The sequence below is a fragment of the Ochrobactrum chromiisoli genome (assembly GCF_026241335.1).
GTDB classification, from domain to species: domain Bacteria; phylum Pseudomonadota; class Alphaproteobacteria; order Rhizobiales; family Rhizobiaceae; genus Brucella; species Brucella chromiisoli.
Genome location: NZ_JAPHAV010000007.1, coordinates 84,570 through 101,362, shown reverse-complemented (window position 1 = coordinate 101,362; position 16,793 = coordinate 84,570). Strand labels below are relative to the sequence as shown.

Below are 16,793 nucleotides of genomic sequence, written 5' to 3'. Positions count from 1 at the left end.
TCAAACCTCACGTGTAAAAGCGTCTCCATGGTTATGAAGAACGCAACATCTTTGGAACATTACGCAGCCGCTTTGAGCGCGCGCGTAAATGTCTGCGTTCTAAACTCGCTTCTTACCCTCGGCCTTAGCGGCGATCGCCGGGCTCGTTGAAAGGAGCGTCCGGCGGTCGATTGAGGTCCCGCTGACGCATGCTCCTTTCTCAAAATCCGAATTTGAATTTTAAGACGAGATATCCGTGTCGTTACGACAGTGCAGAACTGTTCAGTACGCCGGGAGGATGAGATGACCATGAATCAGAATGCAAACACACTGAATCCCGCAGCGCAGCATAAAGGTATGCCAGACGCGGCTACTAAATATTCGCCGTTTCCTTACCCAAAGCTCGATGACCGTACTTGGCCGTCAAAGCGCATCGAGAAGGCACCAATCTGGTGTTCGGTTGATCTGCGCGATGGCAATCAGGCATTGGTTGACCCGATGGGTCATGATCGCAAGGAACGCATGTTCCGCCTGCTGGTCGATATGGGTTTCCCGGAAATCGAAATTGGCTTTCCATCGGCGTCGCAGACCGATTTCGACTTTTGCCGCTGGGCAATCGAGCAGGGCGATACGCCTGATGACGTTGACTTGCAGGTGCTTGTGCAGTGCCGTCCAGAATTGATTACGCGGACCTTTGAAGCACTGGAAGGTGCAAAAACGCCAATCATACACTTCTATAATTCGACCAGTGAATTGCAGCGTCGCGTCGTTTTCAACAAGGACGTCAAGGGCATCAAGCAGATTGCGACCGATGCCGCAAAGATGATCATGGATATGGCTGCGAAGGCGGGCGGTGGCTATCGCTTCCAGTATTCGCCGGAAAGCTTTACCGGCACCGAGCTGGAAGTGGCGCTGGAAATCTGCAATGCGGTGACAGAAATCGTCAAGCCGACTGCGGAAAACAAGCTGATCCTCAATCTGCCATCCACTGTCGAAATGAACACGCCAAATGTTTATGCCGACCAGATCGAATGGATGTGCCGTAATCTCGACAATCGCGAAAACCTGATCATTTCGCTGCATCCGCACAATGATCGTGGAACGGGTATCGCCGCAACTGAACTGGGCCTGATGGCGGGTGCTGATCGCGTTGAAGGCACGTTGTTTGGCAATGGCGAACGCACCGGCAATGTCGATGTGGTGACGCTGGCGCTGAATATGTATACGCAGGGCATTGATCCAATGCTGGATTGCACAGACATCAATCGTATGAAGGATGTCTACGAATATTCGAACCAGCTGAAGATCGCAGAGCGTCATCCTTATGTTGGCGAACTGGTTTACACTGCTTTCTCAGGCTCGCATCAGGATGCGATCAACAAGGGCATGAAGGTTCGCAAGACCGCCAATTCGCCAATCTGGGAAGTGCCTTATCTGCCAATTGATCCGCAGGATGTTGGCCGCTCCTATGAAGCGATCATCCGCATCAATTCGCAGTCAGGCAAGGGCGGTATCGCTTATATTCTACAGGCTGACTATGGTCTGAACCTGCCGCGCAATTTGCAGGTTGAGTTCCGTGAGATCATTCAGAACATCACGGATGATGAAGGCAAGGAACTGCCATCCAAGCGCATTCATGACGAGTTCCAGAAACTCTATGTTGAGCAGGCGGAGGGTCGTATCAAGTTCGTAGATCACCACACCTATCCTGATCCGGAACAGAAGGGTCGCCGCATCCTGACCGCCGAAATCACCGATAATGGCGTGACGAAGAATATCGAAGGCAAGGGCACAGGCCCAATTGACGGCTTTATTGATGCGCTGTCGAAATACCTCGGTGTGAAGATGTCGGTTGTCGATTATTCCGAGCACTCGCTCAAGCAGGGGTCTGATGCATCGGCAATTTCCTATGTTGAAATTGCCTATCCCGATGGAAAATTGTTCGGCGCTGGTATCAACGACAATATCGTGAGCGCTTCGCTTGAAGCGATTGTCTCGGCGGCCAATCGGGTGATTGGTAAGTGAGTTGAAAGAAAAGGCGGCTTTTATGCCGCCTTTTTTAGAGCGCATCCCGAAAAGTGTGAAACGGCTTTCGGACAAAGATGCGTGTTAAAATACGCTCTAATAGAGTTTGTCTTCAGAAATTTTGATGATGCGTTCGCTCTCATCTTCAATGCCGTGCTGTTCCCACTGGCATAGCCAGCCGCCTTGCGGCTTCCGATCAACAGCGAAGATGTTATAACGTGCGGGGGGCTTATGCCCGCCGAAATTCTGGCTGGCTGACGGCACACAGATAACCGGCACTTGTCCGGTCGGCCCATCGATATCATAGCGGGTTGCGAGATGTGTATGGCCATGAATGACCAGTTCGGCACCGTGCTTGCGAATGACATTCTGGAAACGACGGATGCCATAAAGCCGCTTATGCGTCGGCGTGGCGCCGCGGATGGGTGGATGGTGGATCATCACAACGCGAAAAAGTCCGCGTGCGCCTGCTTCATCAAGCGCCATGGCAAGGCGCTTGGCCTGCGCGGATTTAAAATCACCACTGGCCATGAAGGGAGCGGTCGCGCGTGCAGACGATACGCCGATTAGCGCCACTGGTCCGCGTTCGCGCATATAGGGAAACACGGGTCGCTTGCCGTGATTATGCACGCCATCGCCACGCATCCATGGCTCCCATTTGCGGCAGGATTTATCCAGCGCACCGGGCACATAGGCATCGTGGTTTCCCGGAACGACAGATACGTTGTCAGGGTCGCCCAGTTGCATGAGCCAGTCATGGGCGATGTCGATTTCCAGATTGAGCGCAAGGTTTACCAGATCGCCAGTGACCGCAATATGATCGGGATTTTGCGCCAGCATATCGGCAATCAGATTGTCCAGCACTGTGCCGTGCATCGCGTTTTTACGGTTACGCAGCCAGTTGATATAACCTGTGATACGTTTCGACGCCAATTCGCGATAGCGAATGCGGGGGAGAGGCGACAGATGGATGTCGGAAATATGGGCAAGACGAAACATATAATTGGTGTACTGTATTATTTTTTAAATCGAAACCGTGTTTAGCGACTTTTTGTTGATGACTTTGCTTCAATGATTTTATCAGGAATATTTGCTCAGGATCGACGGTATGCCCTTCCGCCATTTTTTATTTCATACCTATTTTTTGCTTACGCGCCCGATGACACTGGGTGTCAGGGCAGTTGTATTTGATGAGAAAAAAAACTCTGTTTTTTTGGTCAAGCATACTTACGTACCCGGCTGGCAATTGCCAGGCGGCGGCGTTGATCGTGGTGAGACATTTGCGCAGGCACTGGAAAAGGAGCTGCGTGAGGAAGGCAATATTTACCTCACCGGTCGACCGCAGCTTTTTGCGCTTTATAAAAACGCCCATGCTTCAAACCGAGATCATGTGGCGCTTTATGTTTGCCGTGCGTTCGAGCAGACGGAGCCTAAACAGCGAGACAGGGAGATCGCCGAGGCCGGTTTTTTTTCGTTGGATAATTTGCCTGAAGGCACAACGCCTTCAACCAAGCGTCGCTTGCAGGAAGCGCTGCATGATCTTGATCCTCTGCCACACTGGTAGGAGGAAGGGCGCTTTCGCGCCCTCCATTTGAGATATTAGAAGCGGTAGGTGATACCGGTGCCGATCAGCCATGGGTTGAGCTTGGCCTTGCCGCTGACCTGCGTGCCGCCTGCCAGAGTGGCGTCGAATTTTGGTTCAAGGAACAGCTTCTTCACGTCGAAGTTGATACCCCAATGCTCATTGAGCATGTAGTCGAAGCCGACCTGAAGCGCACCGCCAAAGGTGTTCTTGACCTTGAGATAATCAACGCCTGCGGCATCCTGATTGTAGAAGATTGTGTAGTTCACGCCTGCGCCAACATAGGGCTTGAACGCACCGAAGTTGGTGAAGTGATACTGCATGGTGAGCGTTGGAGGCAGCATCCAGACTTTGCCAATCTTGCCCAGACCTTCGATCGAACCCCTGCCGTTGATGTTGGCATAGGTGGTGCCAAGGATGAGTTCAGCAGCCAGATTGTCGGTGAAGTAATAGGTGATGTCGAGTTCAGGCGTGATCGACTTTGAGTAATCGAGACCGGAACCATCAACGCCGTTTACGTAACCCTTGTTTTCGGCGACCACACCAAGCGCACGCACGCGAATCTGCCATGGCGACAAAGCCTGTGGCACGGCAACGATTTCGGTCGCAGGCTGGGCCACAATCGCATCAGCAGCAAAAGCTGTGGGTGCTGTTAATGTCAGTGCTGTTGCTGCGAGGAGCCCTTTGGCAAAGCGGTTCATCAGTCTCTCCTAAAATTCTTAACCTGAAAGTCCTGGGTAGTGATGGCCGCAATCTGGACCACACAACAATGCGGCCCATTGATTTGGATCAATGGGCCGCTCTGGTTATGTGCAGCAGATGCTGTTTGGAGGCGACTGTTGCAGGAAAGTCTCAATTGTCGAAGCGGTTCCGATCATGCGGTGCGGAGAAGTCGATTTGCGGGCCAGCAGGAACAATGCCGGTCGGGTTGATCGTCTTGTGGCTGCGATAATAATGGCCTTTGATGTGCTCCATATTCACGGTCGGGGCCACGCCCGTAACCTGATACAGGTCGCGCGTGTAATTGGAGAGATTTGGATAATCCGCAATGCGTCGCAGATTGCATTTGAAGTGCCCGACATAGACCGGATCAAAGCGCAATAGCGTGGTGAACAGACGCCAGTCGGCTTCTGTGAGGCTTGGGCCTGCCAGATAGCGCTGCTTCGAAAGTTTTTCCTCCAGCGCATCAAGCGCTGTGAAGACTTGTCCAAAGGCTTCTTCATAGGCTTCTTGTGAAGTCGCAAAGCCAGCCCGGTAGACACCGTTGTTGATGTTTGGATAGACGAACTCGTTAATGGCATCGATCTCGCTGCGAAGGGCTTCTGGATAAAGATCAAGTGACGCATCGCCAAACGCATTGAAAGCCGAATTGAGCATTCTGATAATCTCAGATGACTCATTTGAAACAATCGTCTCGCGTTGCTTGTCCCAGAGAACGGGAACAGTGACGCGGCCGGAATAGGTCGGATCGGCGCGGGTATAAATCTCATGCAGGCGCTTTGCGCCATAAAGCGCGTCGCCCGTGCTGCCGGTGGTGCCGTAGAAAGTCCAGCCTTCCTCGAGCATGAGATAATCGACAGCCGAGATGGAGATGACATCTTCGAGCTTTTTCAAAGCACGGACGATCAGCGTGCGATGCGCCCATGGGCAGGCATAGGAGACATAGAGGTGATAGCGACCTGCTTCAGCCTTAAAGCCACCTTCGCCGGTTGGGCCTGCGCTGCCATCCTTTGTCACCCAGTTGCGAAACTGCGATTTTGAACGCTCAAAGCGGCCTTTTGTGCTTTCGGTGTCGTACCAGACATCGTGCCACTTGCCATCGACCAGAAGTCCCATGTGAATTCTCCTTTTGACAGGAAAATAGAGCGAAAACTGCCATTTTGCACCCGTCAAAGCCGTGAACAGTGCGTAACGGTGCCAAAAAGAGAAGTTAGCGCCGCCAATTTGAAAGAAAATGTTTTACGACTGATCAATTTGGTGATAGGTGGGTTTCAAATTGCGGCACCCGTTGATGTTCCGCCGCTGAGGAGAGAAGTATGACCGGAATGCGTTTCATCCGACGATGAAATTGGGACTGTGCTTAAAACGCACGGAATGCATTCCATTGGCCTTTTGGCTGCCGACTTCTCTTCAGGCAATTTTACCCATGCAACAGCTTGAACTGACCTACGCGCAGGAAGACCCGGCGCACGACATTGAGATCGAAGATATGAATGCGGAAGCGTTCGGTCCCGGTCGTTTTACCCGTGCAGCGCACTTTATCCGGGAGGGTGGGCCTCACGACCAGAGCCTGTCGTTTGTCGCGCTGATGGGCGGCATTGTTATCGGATCGCTGCGTATGACACCTGTTGTCGTGGGGGAAACTCCGGCCTTGCTGCTGGGGCCACTTGCTGTGCGGCCGGACTGGAAAAAGCGCGGCATTGGCAGCGCATTGATGCGGATGTCATTGGAAGCTGCAAAGAATGCTGGCCACAAACTGGTCATTCTTGTTGGCGATGAGCCCTATTATGGACCATTTGGGTTTCATATGGTGCAGCCCGGTTCGATGATTATGCCTGCACCAGTCGATCCCCGGCGGATGCTCGCCTGCGAACTGGTACCGGGTGCACTCAATGGGGCAGACGGTGTCGTGCGTCACGCAAACAGAGCGTAAAGCATTAAAAGAAGGGAAAGCGAGGGCGGTTTAGCGCCCTTCGCGATACCACATACTGCCGAAGATAAAGAGCAGAGCGGCCAGCGCAAATAATCCTGAGAACAATGGCAGACGATTGACGCTTTTAAGTTGCGTATCGGTGGTTTCGCGCAGACCGATCCAGTTACTGCCGCTGGCAGTGCGACCAGTGCTGACAGCTGTGATCGCAGGCACCTGAACGGAACTATCAGCACTTTCATGAACGCGGTGAACGGAGCCGCCTGTTGCATCAGTCAGTGGCTTGAGGCGGTTGGTCGTGGAAATGCTGTCTGCAAATTCCGGCGCATCGACAGGGCCGACATGGGCAAGTGTTTCCAGATCGTCATTCTTCACGCGGAAGATGCCGACTTCATCGGTTTGCAGCGAGCCTGTGAAGAGACCGGGTTTTCCCTGTGCAAGGTCGACCTGCAATTGTTTGCCGGATGGCGTGGTGACAGCAGCATTTCCTGGATTGTCCCCCATCGTCTGGCGCTGGATTGAAAGCGTGCGGCCGTTGCCATTGGCGGTCAGTGCTTCTTCTTCCAGTTCCGGCTCCTGCATCAGCCAGTGCGCGATACGGCGGTAAAGCGCGGCATAAGGGCCGCCGCCTTCAAAACCACGCGCCCAAAGCCAGCCTTGGTCAGACAGGAACATGCCGACACGGCCCTTTCCGACCCGGTGGAGGACCAGAAGCGGCTTGCCATCTGCGCCACTCATAACGGTCTCGCCCCGCGTTGGGCCAATATCGATGGTGCGGAACCATCGGCTCCAGTGCGGAGGCTCCTGATCGCTGCCATCGAGGCCACGGGTAACGGGATGCCGTTTGCCAAGGTCCGTCAGGCGCGGATAGAAAGCTTTTTCGGTGACTGTGCCTGTGGGCATGGCTGGCAGTGCGCTGTAAAGTGGCGTTTGTGCAATTGACATGTCGCCCGCATATTCGGGGCCGGCCGCCACCAGCAAAGCGCCACCATTTTCCACATATTGTGCAATATAATCATAATAAAGCAGCGGCAGCACATCGCGATGCTGATAGCGATCCAGAATGATGAGGTCGAATTCATTGACCTTATCAACAAAAAGCTCGCGTGTTGGAAAAGCGATCAGGGATAACTCATTGATCGGTGTGCCGTCCTGCTTTTCTGGCGGACGCAGAATGGTGAAGTGGACGAGATCAACCGCCGCATCGGATTTAAGCAGATTTCGCCATGTGCGTTCGCCGTTATGCGGTTCTCCTGAAACCAGAAGCACGCGCAGATTCTCACGAATGCCGTCAATTGTCGCAACCGCATGGTTGTTGGAATCGGTTACTTCGCCCGGAAGGGTCGGTGTTGAAATCTCGACAATATTGACGCCTGCGCGCGGCAGCTCGATGGTGACAGGTGTTTCCTGTCCGACCTGCGCCTGTTCTTTGCTCACGGCCTCGCCATTCACACGGATCTCTACAGGTGCGGAACTTCCAAGGCTTTTGCCTTCATCGATCACGGTAAAGGACATTTCCAGCGGCTTGCCGCTGATGCCATAGCGCGGGGCCTTGTTGAATTTGATGCGGCGGTCGAATTCGTCAGGTTTACCTGTGACGAGCGCATGAACCGGCGCATCAAACCCAAGCGCGTTTTTATTGGCGGGAATATCATGCACCTGACCGTCGGTGATCATGATTGCACCAGCCACACGCGACGGCGGCACATCAAGCAGCAGGCGAGCCAGCGGTCCAAACAGGCGCGTTGCATAACCGTCTTCGTTTTCGCCGGGCTGTGCCGCTTCCACCACGCGGGTTTCAAATTGCGGCATGGTTGCAAGCTGGTCTTGCACCGCTTTGAGCGCCTGATCTGTACCGGCTTGGCGCGCTCCCAGTTGCTGGCTCTGGCTGCGATCAACGACAAGGGCCACAACACTTTTAAGCGGTTCGCGTTCTTCATTGATGATGACGGGATTAAACAGCGCCAATGCGAGGGCAAGGGCTGCAAGCATACGAAGCAATCCGCCACGCATGCGCAGCAAAATTGTTGCAAGGACAAGCAATGCCAGCGGTGCCAGAATGCCAATCAGCCAAGGCAGGGTGAGAAATGGTTCGAATTCGATATTCATGTTAATTACCAAGCCGCTGAAGCAGGTCCGGCACATGGACCTGATCGGATTTGTAATTCCCGGTCAGCATATACATCACGATGTTCACGCCGCCGCGCAGTGCATAAATGCGCTGCATCGGATCATTGGGAACGGTTGGCAAAAGTGGATTGCCCTGTTCATCAACGGCCCAGGCACCTGCAAAATCATTGGCGGTTATCATGATCGGTGAAACGCCATCGCCGGTGCGGACCGGGCGGTCGCGCTCGGCATTGGAAGCGGCAGTGGCTGCGACCCATAACGGACTTCCTTCATAGCGGCCTGGAAAATCCGGCATGATGAAAAAGGACTTGGTCAGCACATGATCGCTGGGTACAGGCTCAAGCGGTGGCACATTCATGCCGTCAAGAATTAAGCGAAGGCGCTGGTTGGCAGGGGATGCGGAAGCGTCAAGACTCGCGCCTGCCTGAAGCTGATCGCGTGTGTCAAACAGCACCGTGCCGCCCTGCTGCATATAGGCATCGACTTTGGCGATGGCCTCGGGGCTTGGCATTGGAGCGTCTGGATCAATCGGCCAATAGATCAGCGGATAGAAATTGAGTTCATCCTTGGCGGGGTCAACGCCGATCGGGTCGCCCGGCTCAAGCGCTGTCTTATCCGTCAAGGCAAAGGTTAAGCCGCGCAGGCCCGCCTTGCTGATATCGTCGGTCGCGCTGTTGCCGGTGATGATATAGGCGAGATGGGTTTTCGAGACAGAATTGATAATGGCTTCGTCACCCGGCTTGCTGTCATCATGGGTTTGTTGCGCTTGCGCGGTTTTCACACCGAACGGTATCAGACTGATTGCCGATGCTGCTGCAAAAAGAAGGGCAATGCCTGCGATTTTGGAGCGAATTTTCATGCGACGACGAAAAGCGCCACGCAGCCAGAGCATCAGCAATGTGTCGAGCGCGAGCAGCATGGCTGCAGCTGCGAAAAACGGACCACGCAATGAAATCGATTGATCGGCGTTGTAAGACGCAGGTGTTATGCCAACGGAAAGTGCTGGTTGGCTGATTGCTTGAAGCCTGATGTCGCTGCCTTCAAAAATGTTGAGCGCTTTCAAGCCATCCTCATTGCCGTAGAAACCGGGCGGCGTGTTGATGCTGACATCAGGCAATTTGTCTTTATCCATGATCAGGGGCTTTGCTTCTGATGATGGCGGCGTCAGTTCGCCGTGGGCTGAAAGAAGCTGGAATGGCGGCAGCGAAATTGAGCGTTGATCGCTTTGTGCGCCAGCGCGTTGCGACAACGATACAATGCGGCGCAGCATATCGACAAAAGCCCCGGATATCGGCAAGCTCGACCATGATGCATCGGGTGAAATATGGAAAAGAATTACGTTGCCACGCCCACGGCTTTCGCCGGTTACAAGCGGTGTTCCGTCAGCCAGTGTTGCATAGGCTTTGTCATTGAGATCAAAGGACGGTTCAGCCAGAACCTGCCGCGAGACGGTCACATCATCAGGCACACTCAGTCCGGCAAAAGGGCCTTTATCAGAAAAAGAACGAAGCTTTTGTGGCTCTGACCACGACAAAGTGCCACCGAGTGCTCGCTCGCCCTTGCGCAGGCGAACGGGCAGCAGTGGATCATTCTCATTGGCACCTGCAAGGCGTGGCCCGGCAAACCGCACCAGTGTGCCGCCATCCTCGACCCATCTTGTGAGTTGGTCTTCCACTGGCTTTGGCAAGGTGCCGATGTCTGCCATGATGAGGACCGATGGCTTGGCGTCGAGCACTTCCGGCACGGTGGTCATCAAATCTGCCGAGCGCGGTTCGATGAGATTGGCATAGGGGGAAAGCGCGCGCGAAATATAATGCAGCGGTGATAAAAGCGGCTGGGCCAGATCGCCATCGCCACTGGCCAGAAGGCCGATTGTGCGGCGCTCGGAACCGGCATCGATCAGACGTGCGGCGGCTGCCTGATTGGTCCCGTCAATGCGGATCACGTGGAAATCATTGCGCAATTCCACCGGCAGATTGAAACGAGCAACGGCTTCATTGCTCCCTACTGCGAAGGACAAAGGCGTTTCGGCGATGCGGCGGCCCTTATCATCATAAGCGGAAGCTGTGAGCGTGCGCGGCATGGTTATGCCTTCGGGGCGGGTTGCTTTTGCTTCAAGCGTATCGGCCTGATTTTCAATGGAAGTCAGCGCTACAACATGATTGAGATTTGCTGCGTACCAGAGAACGGAAGCGAGCTGATTATTTTGATTGAGCTTTGCGAAAGCTTCACTGTCCGTTGCCTGCGCCAAGCCGTCATTCATGAAAGCCAGACGGATTTTCTCACCTTGCGGTATGCTTGATGCAAGACGATCCAATGCAGCTTTTCGGTCAACGGGGATCGGGCGAGGCTGCAAGGCTTGCAGACGCTCGGTCGCGTGGCTGCCATCATAAGGGCCAATGTCTGTATTGGCAGGTTCGGCCGTGCCAAGCACATAAATTTGCGCATTTGCGGCTTGCGCATCTGCAATCAGCTTTTCTGCGGCATTGACGCGCTGTGGCCATTCTTCTGCGGAAGCCCAGCCGTTATCCATGACAATGGCCAGTGGTTGGCTGCCGGAAAGCGTGACAGCGCGTGGGTTCCACACGGGCGAGGCAAGAGCGAAGATAACGAGTGCTGCAATCAGCAGGCGCAGCAGCGTCATCCACCAGGGGCTTTTGGACGGCACTTCCTCGCGTTTGAAAACCTGCGCCAGAATTCTGAGCGGCGGAAAGCTTTCTTCCTGCGGGCGCGGTGGCGTCATGCGCAGCAGCCACCAGATAACCGGCAGGGCAAGAAGGCCGGCAAGGATCAGCGGTGATCCAAAAGCGAGAGGCAGAAAATTCATGCGCGTGCTCCACCAGGAGAGGATGCACTTAACGCATCATGCAATCGTGACAGCGCTTCGGTCGCTGGCCGATCTGTGCGATGCACGGTATAGCTCCAGCCAAGCCGTTTGCAGAAATCAGACAAGGTTTCCCGCCGCGCGATGTATAAGCGCCGGTAGTCGTCGGCATAGGTTTCTGCGCGACCGGCAACAAGGGTGCTGCCTGTTTCAGGGTCGCGGAACTCTGTGCGTCCCGCATAGGGAAATGTTTCTTCCGCCGGGTCTGCAACTTCTACCAAATGCGCACGCACACCGCGCCGCGCGAGCTGATCGAGCAAGTCGGTCAGTTCATCGAAAGGATGCAGAAAATCTGAAACAAGTACCACTTCGGAAAAGCGGCGGATCTGGTTGATGTCCGGCAAAGCGCTTTCGGGTGCTTCATGCATTAATGCGCCTGCAAGCCGTTCGGCGCCATTGCGGGCGGAGAAAGGGGGCAGCAGGGTCGGAAAGGCGATGCGTTCGCCTGACCGCGAGAGCAGCTCGGCTAAAGCCAGTGTGAGCACCAGCGCACGCGCTTCTTTGGACACAGGCGTCAGATTGGAGCGGTAGAGCATGGAGGAGGAAAAATCGCACCATAGCCAGACCGTATGGGCTGATTCCCATTCCCGGTCGCGAACATAGGTGTGGTCGTCGCGGGCTGAACGCCGCCAGTCGATGCGCGCCAGTGCGTCGCCTTCAACATAGGGGCGGAACTGCCAGAAGTTTTCTCCGGGGCCGCGTTTGCGCCGTCCATGCCAGCCATTCATGACGGTGTTGACGACGCGCCGGGCTTCGACCAGCAGATCGGGAATGCTTGCAGCGCGCGCACGCGCACGCACCAGCGTATCCTTTCGGTCTGAAGCTGAAACCTGCGCGCCAACTGTCATCAGGCTGCTGCCTTCACCAGATTGGCAATGACATCGCGCACATGCATGCCATCGGCGCGTGCTGCGAAATTGAGCGCCATGCGGTGTTGCAGGACTGGCTCGGCCAGTGCTTTGACATCATCAACCGATGGGGCAAGACGGCCTTCATAGAGTGCGCGGGCACGCGCGCAGAGCATCAGTGCCTGACTGGCACGCGGGCCCGGACCCCAGGCAATGTGCTTTTTTGCATGTTCATTATCGGCATCAGGACGCGCCGAACGCACGAGTTTCAGAATTGCATCCACCACACTTTCAGAAACAGGCATACGGCGCACCAGCGCCTGCATCTGGCGCAGACGCTCGGCATCAAGAATTGCGTAGGCTTTTGCTTCTGCAACGCCAGTGGTTTCCAGAAGGATACGGCGTTCGGCATCCAGTTCGGGATAGAGAATATCGATCTGCATGAGGAAGCGATCAAGCTGGGCTTCCGGCAGTGGATAGGTGCCTTCCTGTTCCAGCGGGTTCTGTGTTGCAAGCACATGGAAGGGGGCAGGCAGATCATAACGCTGACCGGCGACCGTAACGTGATATTCCTGCATGGCCTGCAAGAGTGCAGACTGCGTGCGCGGCGAGGCGCGGTTGATTTCGTCGGCCATCAGAAGCTGTGCAAAGATCGGGCCTTTGAGGTAGCGGAAAGACCGGCGACCATCGGCATCCTGCTCCATCACTTCCGAGCCGATGATGTCGGATGGCATCAGGTCGGGTGTGAACTGGATACGCTGGCCTGAAAGGCCAAGCACGGTTCCCAGCGTTTCGACGAGCTTGGTTTTTGCAAGGCCGGGAAGACCAACGAGGAGAGCGTGACCGCCTGCGAGTACCGCTACGAGGGTACGCTCAATGACGCTTTCCTGGCCGAAGATAACGGTGCCGATGCTTTCCCTGATCCGCGCAATATCTGCAAGTGCGCGTTCAGCTTCGGCGACGATCTGATCGGGATTGGCGGCTTCGGGCGTAACAACAACACTCATAAGGACCTCGCAAAAATATCCGCACCTGCATATGACTGATTAAATCACTATATATGCTGACAAGCCGTGAAACGGTGACTATTTCATGACTTCCGGTATTTAAATTACATTCGAGCAGGAATAACCGAGTCGGATGACAAAAAGCACCCCTGAAGGGAACGAAAGGCTGCAAAGCGCAAAGCCCGCTACTGAAGGAATGGGCGGACTGGAGGCCCTTATTGCGCGTGCCAATGCGGATGCGCAAAGCGGACCGGCGACGAAAGAACGCGGAATTCCGCCAGTAGAGCGCTGGAACCCGGAATTTTGCGGTGTGCTTGATATGGAGATCAAGGCCGATGGGACATGGTTTTACATGGGCACACCCATCGGGCGTAAACAGCTTGTACGCTTGTTTTCAACGGTGTTGCGCAAGGATGAAGACGGAAAAACCTATCTCGTAACGCCAGTGGAGAAAATTGAAATCAGCGTCGAAGACGCGCATTTCATAGCCGTTGAAATGCAGGCTTCGGGAGAGGGAGATGATCGGAAACTGACCTTCCGCACCAATGTCGGCGATGTGGTTGAGGTGGATGCCGAGCATCCATTGCGCTTTGTCGTGGAGGATGAAAGCGGCGGCTTGAAGCCCTATATCAACGTTCGTGGACGGCTTGAGGCGCTGGTTGCGCGTTCCGTGATGTATGATCTTGTGGCATTGGGTGAAGAAATCGAAGTGAATGGCGTTATGATGTTTGCAATACGCTCTGGCGGTACAGTTTTCCCGATCATGCCTGCGGAAGCGCTTCAATGACGGATCGTTTGGTACATCCATACTCCACGTTTTCGGCCAATGATTTTGCCGAGCGTGTTCGCCACTGGCAGCCCGATCACAATGACCTGACGGGTGATCATTTGCTTAATCCCGATTTTACGCAGTCTATGGTCACAGCAAAAATGCGCGATGCTGCCGTGCTTGTGCCGGTCGTCGATCGCGGTTCGGAAGCAACGCTTTTGCTGACAAGGCGTACGGACACTTTGCGCAAACATTCAGGCCAGATCGCCTTTCCGGGCGGGGCCATCGACCCGGAGGATGGGACAGCGGAGAACGCCGCCTTGCGTGAAGCCAATGAAGAAATAGGCCTTGTGTCTGAACGCGCTGAAATTCTTGGGGCAATGCCGCGCTATCTGACGGGTAGCGGCTTTTCGATTACGCCGGTTCTGGCGGTCGTCAACACACCTTTCGATGTCCATCCGAACCCGGACGAGGTTGCAGATATTTTTGAAGTGCCGCTGTCCTTCCTGATGAACCCGGACAATCACCGGCGCGAAAGCAGGCTGTTCAACGGCGCCGAACGCTTTTATTACGCGATGCCTTATCATGAGCGACTCATCTGGGGCGTGACCGCAGGCATTATTCGCGGACTTTATGAAAGGCTCTACCGTTGAGCGATACAGTGAATATTTCAGATCGGGCAAGCTGGCTTTGTTCCAAGCCGTTGCAGGCGCTTTTTGCTGCGCTCAACCGTGATGGTGGTGAAGTGCGTGTTGTTGGTGGTGCGGTTCGCAATGCATTGCTTGGCACGAAGGTCAGTGATGTTGATCTGGCGACCACGCATTTGCCGGAAGGAACAGTAAGGCTTGCCAAAGAGGCAGGTTTTAAGCCTGTGCCTACGGGCATTGAGCACGGCACGATTACCGTTGTGGTGCAGGGGCAGCCTTTTGAAGTCACGACCCTGCGCAAGGATATTGAGACCAACGGTCGTCATGCGAAAGTGGCTTTCGGGACTGACTGGAAGGCTGATGCCGAGCGGCGTGATTTCACGATCAATGCGCTTTATGCGACGGCCGATGGCGATGTGATCGACTATGTCGGCGGTCTTGCTGATATTGAAACCAAGACGCTGCGCTTTATCGGCGATGCTGAACAGCGTATCCGTGAGGATTATTTGCGCATTCTGCGCTTCTTCCGCTTTTTTGCATGGTATGGTTCGGGGCGTCCTGAAGCCGATGGATTGCGGGCGAGTGCACGATTGAAAGACGGGCTGAGCCAGCTTTCAGCCGAGCGTATCTGGTCGGAACTCAAGAAGCTGCTGTCCGCGCCCGATCCTTCGCGTGCGATGTTGTGGATGCGCCAATCCGGCGTTTTGACCGCCATTCTGCCGGAGAGTGAAAAGTGGGGTATTGATGCCATTCACGGACTCGTTCGCGCGGAAGCTGATCTTGGCTGGGACGTGGATGCTTTGCTGCGTCTTGAAAGCATTGTGCCACCCGATGCGGCTCGCATGACAGAGCTTGGCAAGCGGCTCAAAATGTCAAATGCCGAGCGTGCCCGACTTGAAGCGTGGGCACGCGCCGATGCTATCAAGTCGGAAACATCTGAACAGGCACTGAAGAAACTCATCTATCGCGGCAGTTCGCAGGCGGTCGCGGACCGTATTCGTCTGGCCTATGCGTCTGCACGACAGGAAGCCGCTGCCAGTGATGAAGCAATGATCCGCGCTGGCGGTTATTCAAGACTTCTTGATGCGCTTGAGAAATATGAACCGTTGGTCTTTCCTGTGACCGGCGGCGACCTTCTGGCGCGCGGTGTCGAGAAGGGGCCGGGGCTTGGCGAAGTGCTGCGTGATCTCGAAACTCTATGGATTGACTCCGGTTTTAGTCTTGACCGCGACGCACTTCTGGACAAACTTGATCGCAATAAAATGAACGGCTGATGACTTGTAAAATTCAGCCATAGTTTCATTGAGTTATGGCTGAAATTTTTTAGGTTTGTTTTGAAAGAGCAGCGGAATGTCCAACACTGAACCATCGACTTCGCAGAATGCATCTTCTGATCCCAAGCAGAATTTTGGCACTGAGGGTATTGCGCCTATGGAGCGTCCGGGTGCCATCACGCGCTTCTTCATGGGTATCGTTGCCTGGGCCGAACGCCTTAATCTGAAATATGCGAAGCTCGGCAATCCGCCTGTCTATGACAATGCTACCTTTCCATGGGCGGCAGAGGTTGAGAAAGCTTATCCAGCTATTCGCAAAGAGCTTGAAAAGGTTCTGCTGCGTCAGAGCGAGCTGCCTTCGTTTCAGGATATTTCGTCAGACGTAAAAACGATTTCGACTGATAATCACTGGAAGACATTCTTCCTTTTGGGCTTTGGTGTGAAGTCGGAACAGAATATTAAGGCCTGTCCCAACACATGGAACGCGGTACAGCATATTCCGGGTCTGACGACAGCCATGTTCTCGATCTTCGAGCCGGGCAAGCACCTGCCGCCGCATCGTGGTCCTTATAATGGCGTGCTGCGTCTGCATATGGGCATGATCGTGCCGGAGCCCGCCGATAAGCTTGCAATCCGTGTGGATAAGCAGGTCTGCCACTGGCAGGAAGGCAAGGTTCTGATTTTTGACGATGCCTATGAACATGAGGCATGGAACCACACCGAGCATACGCGCGTGGTGCTGTTCGTCGATTTCGTGAAGCCGCTGAAATTCCCGGCCCGTTTCGTCAACTGGGCGCTGATGAATCTTGCTATCTTTACGCCCTTCATCAAGGAAGGGCTGGATAACCACAATGAGTGGGAAAAGAAGTTTTATGCGCAGGCGGAAAAGCTTCGCAATCAGCCAAGAGCCTGAGCGATTTGACTTTGAACTACGGCGTTCTTAAATAATCTTCTGGAGGGTTTTTTCCTCCAGTTGCTTGTGCTCCACGAATGGGGAT

At 54.5% G+C, this 16,793-nt stretch carries 14 protein-coding genes; 7 read left to right on the top strand and 7 right to left on the bottom strand.

Annotation, left to right across the window (positions count from 1 at the left end):
- The first annotated feature begins 282 nt into the window (after positions 1-282).
- Positions 283-2,004, top strand: a complete 1,722-nt coding sequence (gene leuA, locus OPR82_RS14480) for a 2-isopropylmalate synthase (protein ID WP_265985599.1) — start codon at positions 283-285, stop codon at positions 2,002-2,004.
- A 96-nt stretch (positions 2,005-2,100) separates the two neighbouring features.
- Here leuA and OPR82_RS14475 read toward each other — a convergent pair whose 3' ends face one another.
- Positions 2,101-3,003 (bottom strand): metallophosphoesterase family protein, encoded by a 903-nt coding sequence (locus OPR82_RS14475; protein ID WP_265985597.1) that lies wholly within the window; start codon positions 3,001-3,003, stop codon positions 2,101-2,103.
- Between the two features lie 109 nt (positions 3,004-3,112).
- Between OPR82_RS14475 and OPR82_RS14470 the strand changes: the two genes are divergently transcribed.
- Positions 3,113-3,568, top strand: coding sequence for an NUDIX domain-containing protein (locus tag OPR82_RS14470; protein ID WP_265985595.1), 456 nt, complete (start codon positions 3,113-3,115; stop codon positions 3,566-3,568).
- 35 nt (positions 3,569-3,603) lie between these two features.
- Here OPR82_RS14470 and OPR82_RS14465 read toward each other — a convergent pair whose 3' ends face one another.
- Together OPR82_RS14465 and OPR82_RS14460 are read right to left on the bottom strand one after the other, a co-directional pair.
- Entirely contained in the window at positions 3,604-4,287 is a 684-nt protein-coding gene (locus tag OPR82_RS14465; protein WP_265985593.1) for an OmpW/AlkL family protein, read from the bottom strand.
- 151 nt (positions 4,288-4,438) lie between these two features.
- Complete coding sequence (locus tag OPR82_RS14460; RefSeq protein ID WP_265985591.1) at positions 4,439-5,422, bottom strand: glutathione S-transferase family protein; 984 nt, start codon at positions 5,420-5,422, stop codon at positions 4,439-4,441.
- Positions 5,423-5,732: 310 nt separating this feature from the next.
- On the opposite strand from OPR82_RS14460, the gene OPR82_RS14455 reads away from it, so the two are divergent.
- Positions 5,733-6,239: a GNAT family N-acetyltransferase gene (locus OPR82_RS14455; RefSeq protein WP_265985589.1), complete on the top strand. Its 507-nt coding sequence runs from the start codon at positions 5,733-5,735 to the stop codon at positions 6,237-6,239.
- A 30-nt stretch (positions 6,240-6,269) separates the two neighbouring features.
- Here OPR82_RS14455 and OPR82_RS14450 read toward each other — a convergent pair whose 3' ends face one another.
- The 4 genes from OPR82_RS14450 to OPR82_RS14435 are packed head-to-tail and all read right to left on the bottom strand — an operon-like array spanning position 6,270 to position 13,105.
- Complete coding sequence (locus tag OPR82_RS14450; protein ID WP_265985583.1) at positions 6,270-8,345, bottom strand: hypothetical protein; 2,076 nt, start codon at positions 8,343-8,345, stop codon at positions 6,270-6,272.
- 1 nt (position 8,346) lies between these two features.
- Positions 8,347-11,193, bottom strand: coding sequence for a DUF4159 domain-containing protein (locus tag OPR82_RS14445; protein WP_265985581.1), 2,847 nt, complete (start codon positions 11,191-11,193; stop codon positions 8,347-8,349).
- The gene (locus tag OPR82_RS14440) at positions 11,190-12,098 is read right to left on the bottom strand and encodes a DUF58 domain-containing protein (protein WP_265985580.1); all 909 of its coding nucleotides are present in this window, start codon (positions 12,096-12,098) and stop codon (positions 11,190-11,192) included. Before OPR82_RS14440 ends, OPR82_RS14445 begins: the two co-directional genes overlap by 4 nt.
- On the bottom strand, positions 12,098-13,105 hold the full coding sequence (locus tag OPR82_RS14435) for an AAA family ATPase (protein WP_265985579.1): 1,008 nt from the start codon (positions 13,103-13,105) through the stop codon (positions 12,098-12,100). The genes OPR82_RS14440 and OPR82_RS14435 overlap by 1 nt, the downstream gene beginning before the upstream one ends.
- A 133-nt stretch (positions 13,106-13,238) precedes the next feature.
- Between OPR82_RS14435 and OPR82_RS14430 the strand changes: the two genes are divergently transcribed.
- The 4 genes from OPR82_RS14430 to OPR82_RS14415 all read left to right on the top strand — a co-directional run bounded on the left by OPR82_RS14430 (position 13,239) and on the right by OPR82_RS14415 (position 16,708).
- Positions 13,239-13,892, top strand: a complete 654-nt coding sequence (locus OPR82_RS14430; protein ID WP_265985578.1) for a DUF1285 domain-containing protein — start codon at positions 13,239-13,241, stop codon at positions 13,890-13,892.
- On the top strand, positions 13,889-14,527 hold the full coding sequence (locus OPR82_RS14425; protein WP_265985577.1) for a CoA pyrophosphatase: 639 nt from the start codon (positions 13,889-13,891) through the stop codon (positions 14,525-14,527). Before OPR82_RS14430 ends, OPR82_RS14425 begins: the two co-directional genes overlap by 4 nt.
- The gene (locus OPR82_RS14420; RefSeq protein ID WP_265985576.1) at positions 14,524-15,795 is read left to right on the top strand and encodes a CCA tRNA nucleotidyltransferase; all 1,272 of its coding nucleotides are present in this window, start codon (positions 14,524-14,526) and stop codon (positions 15,793-15,795) included. The genes OPR82_RS14425 and OPR82_RS14420 overlap by 4 nt, the downstream gene beginning before the upstream one ends.
- Before the next feature lie 76 nt (positions 15,796-15,871).
- On the top strand, positions 15,872-16,708 hold the full coding sequence (locus OPR82_RS14415) for an aspartyl/asparaginyl beta-hydroxylase domain-containing protein (protein WP_265985575.1): 837 nt from the start codon (positions 15,872-15,874) through the stop codon (positions 16,706-16,708).
- Positions 16,709-16,793 lie beyond the last annotated feature (85 nt).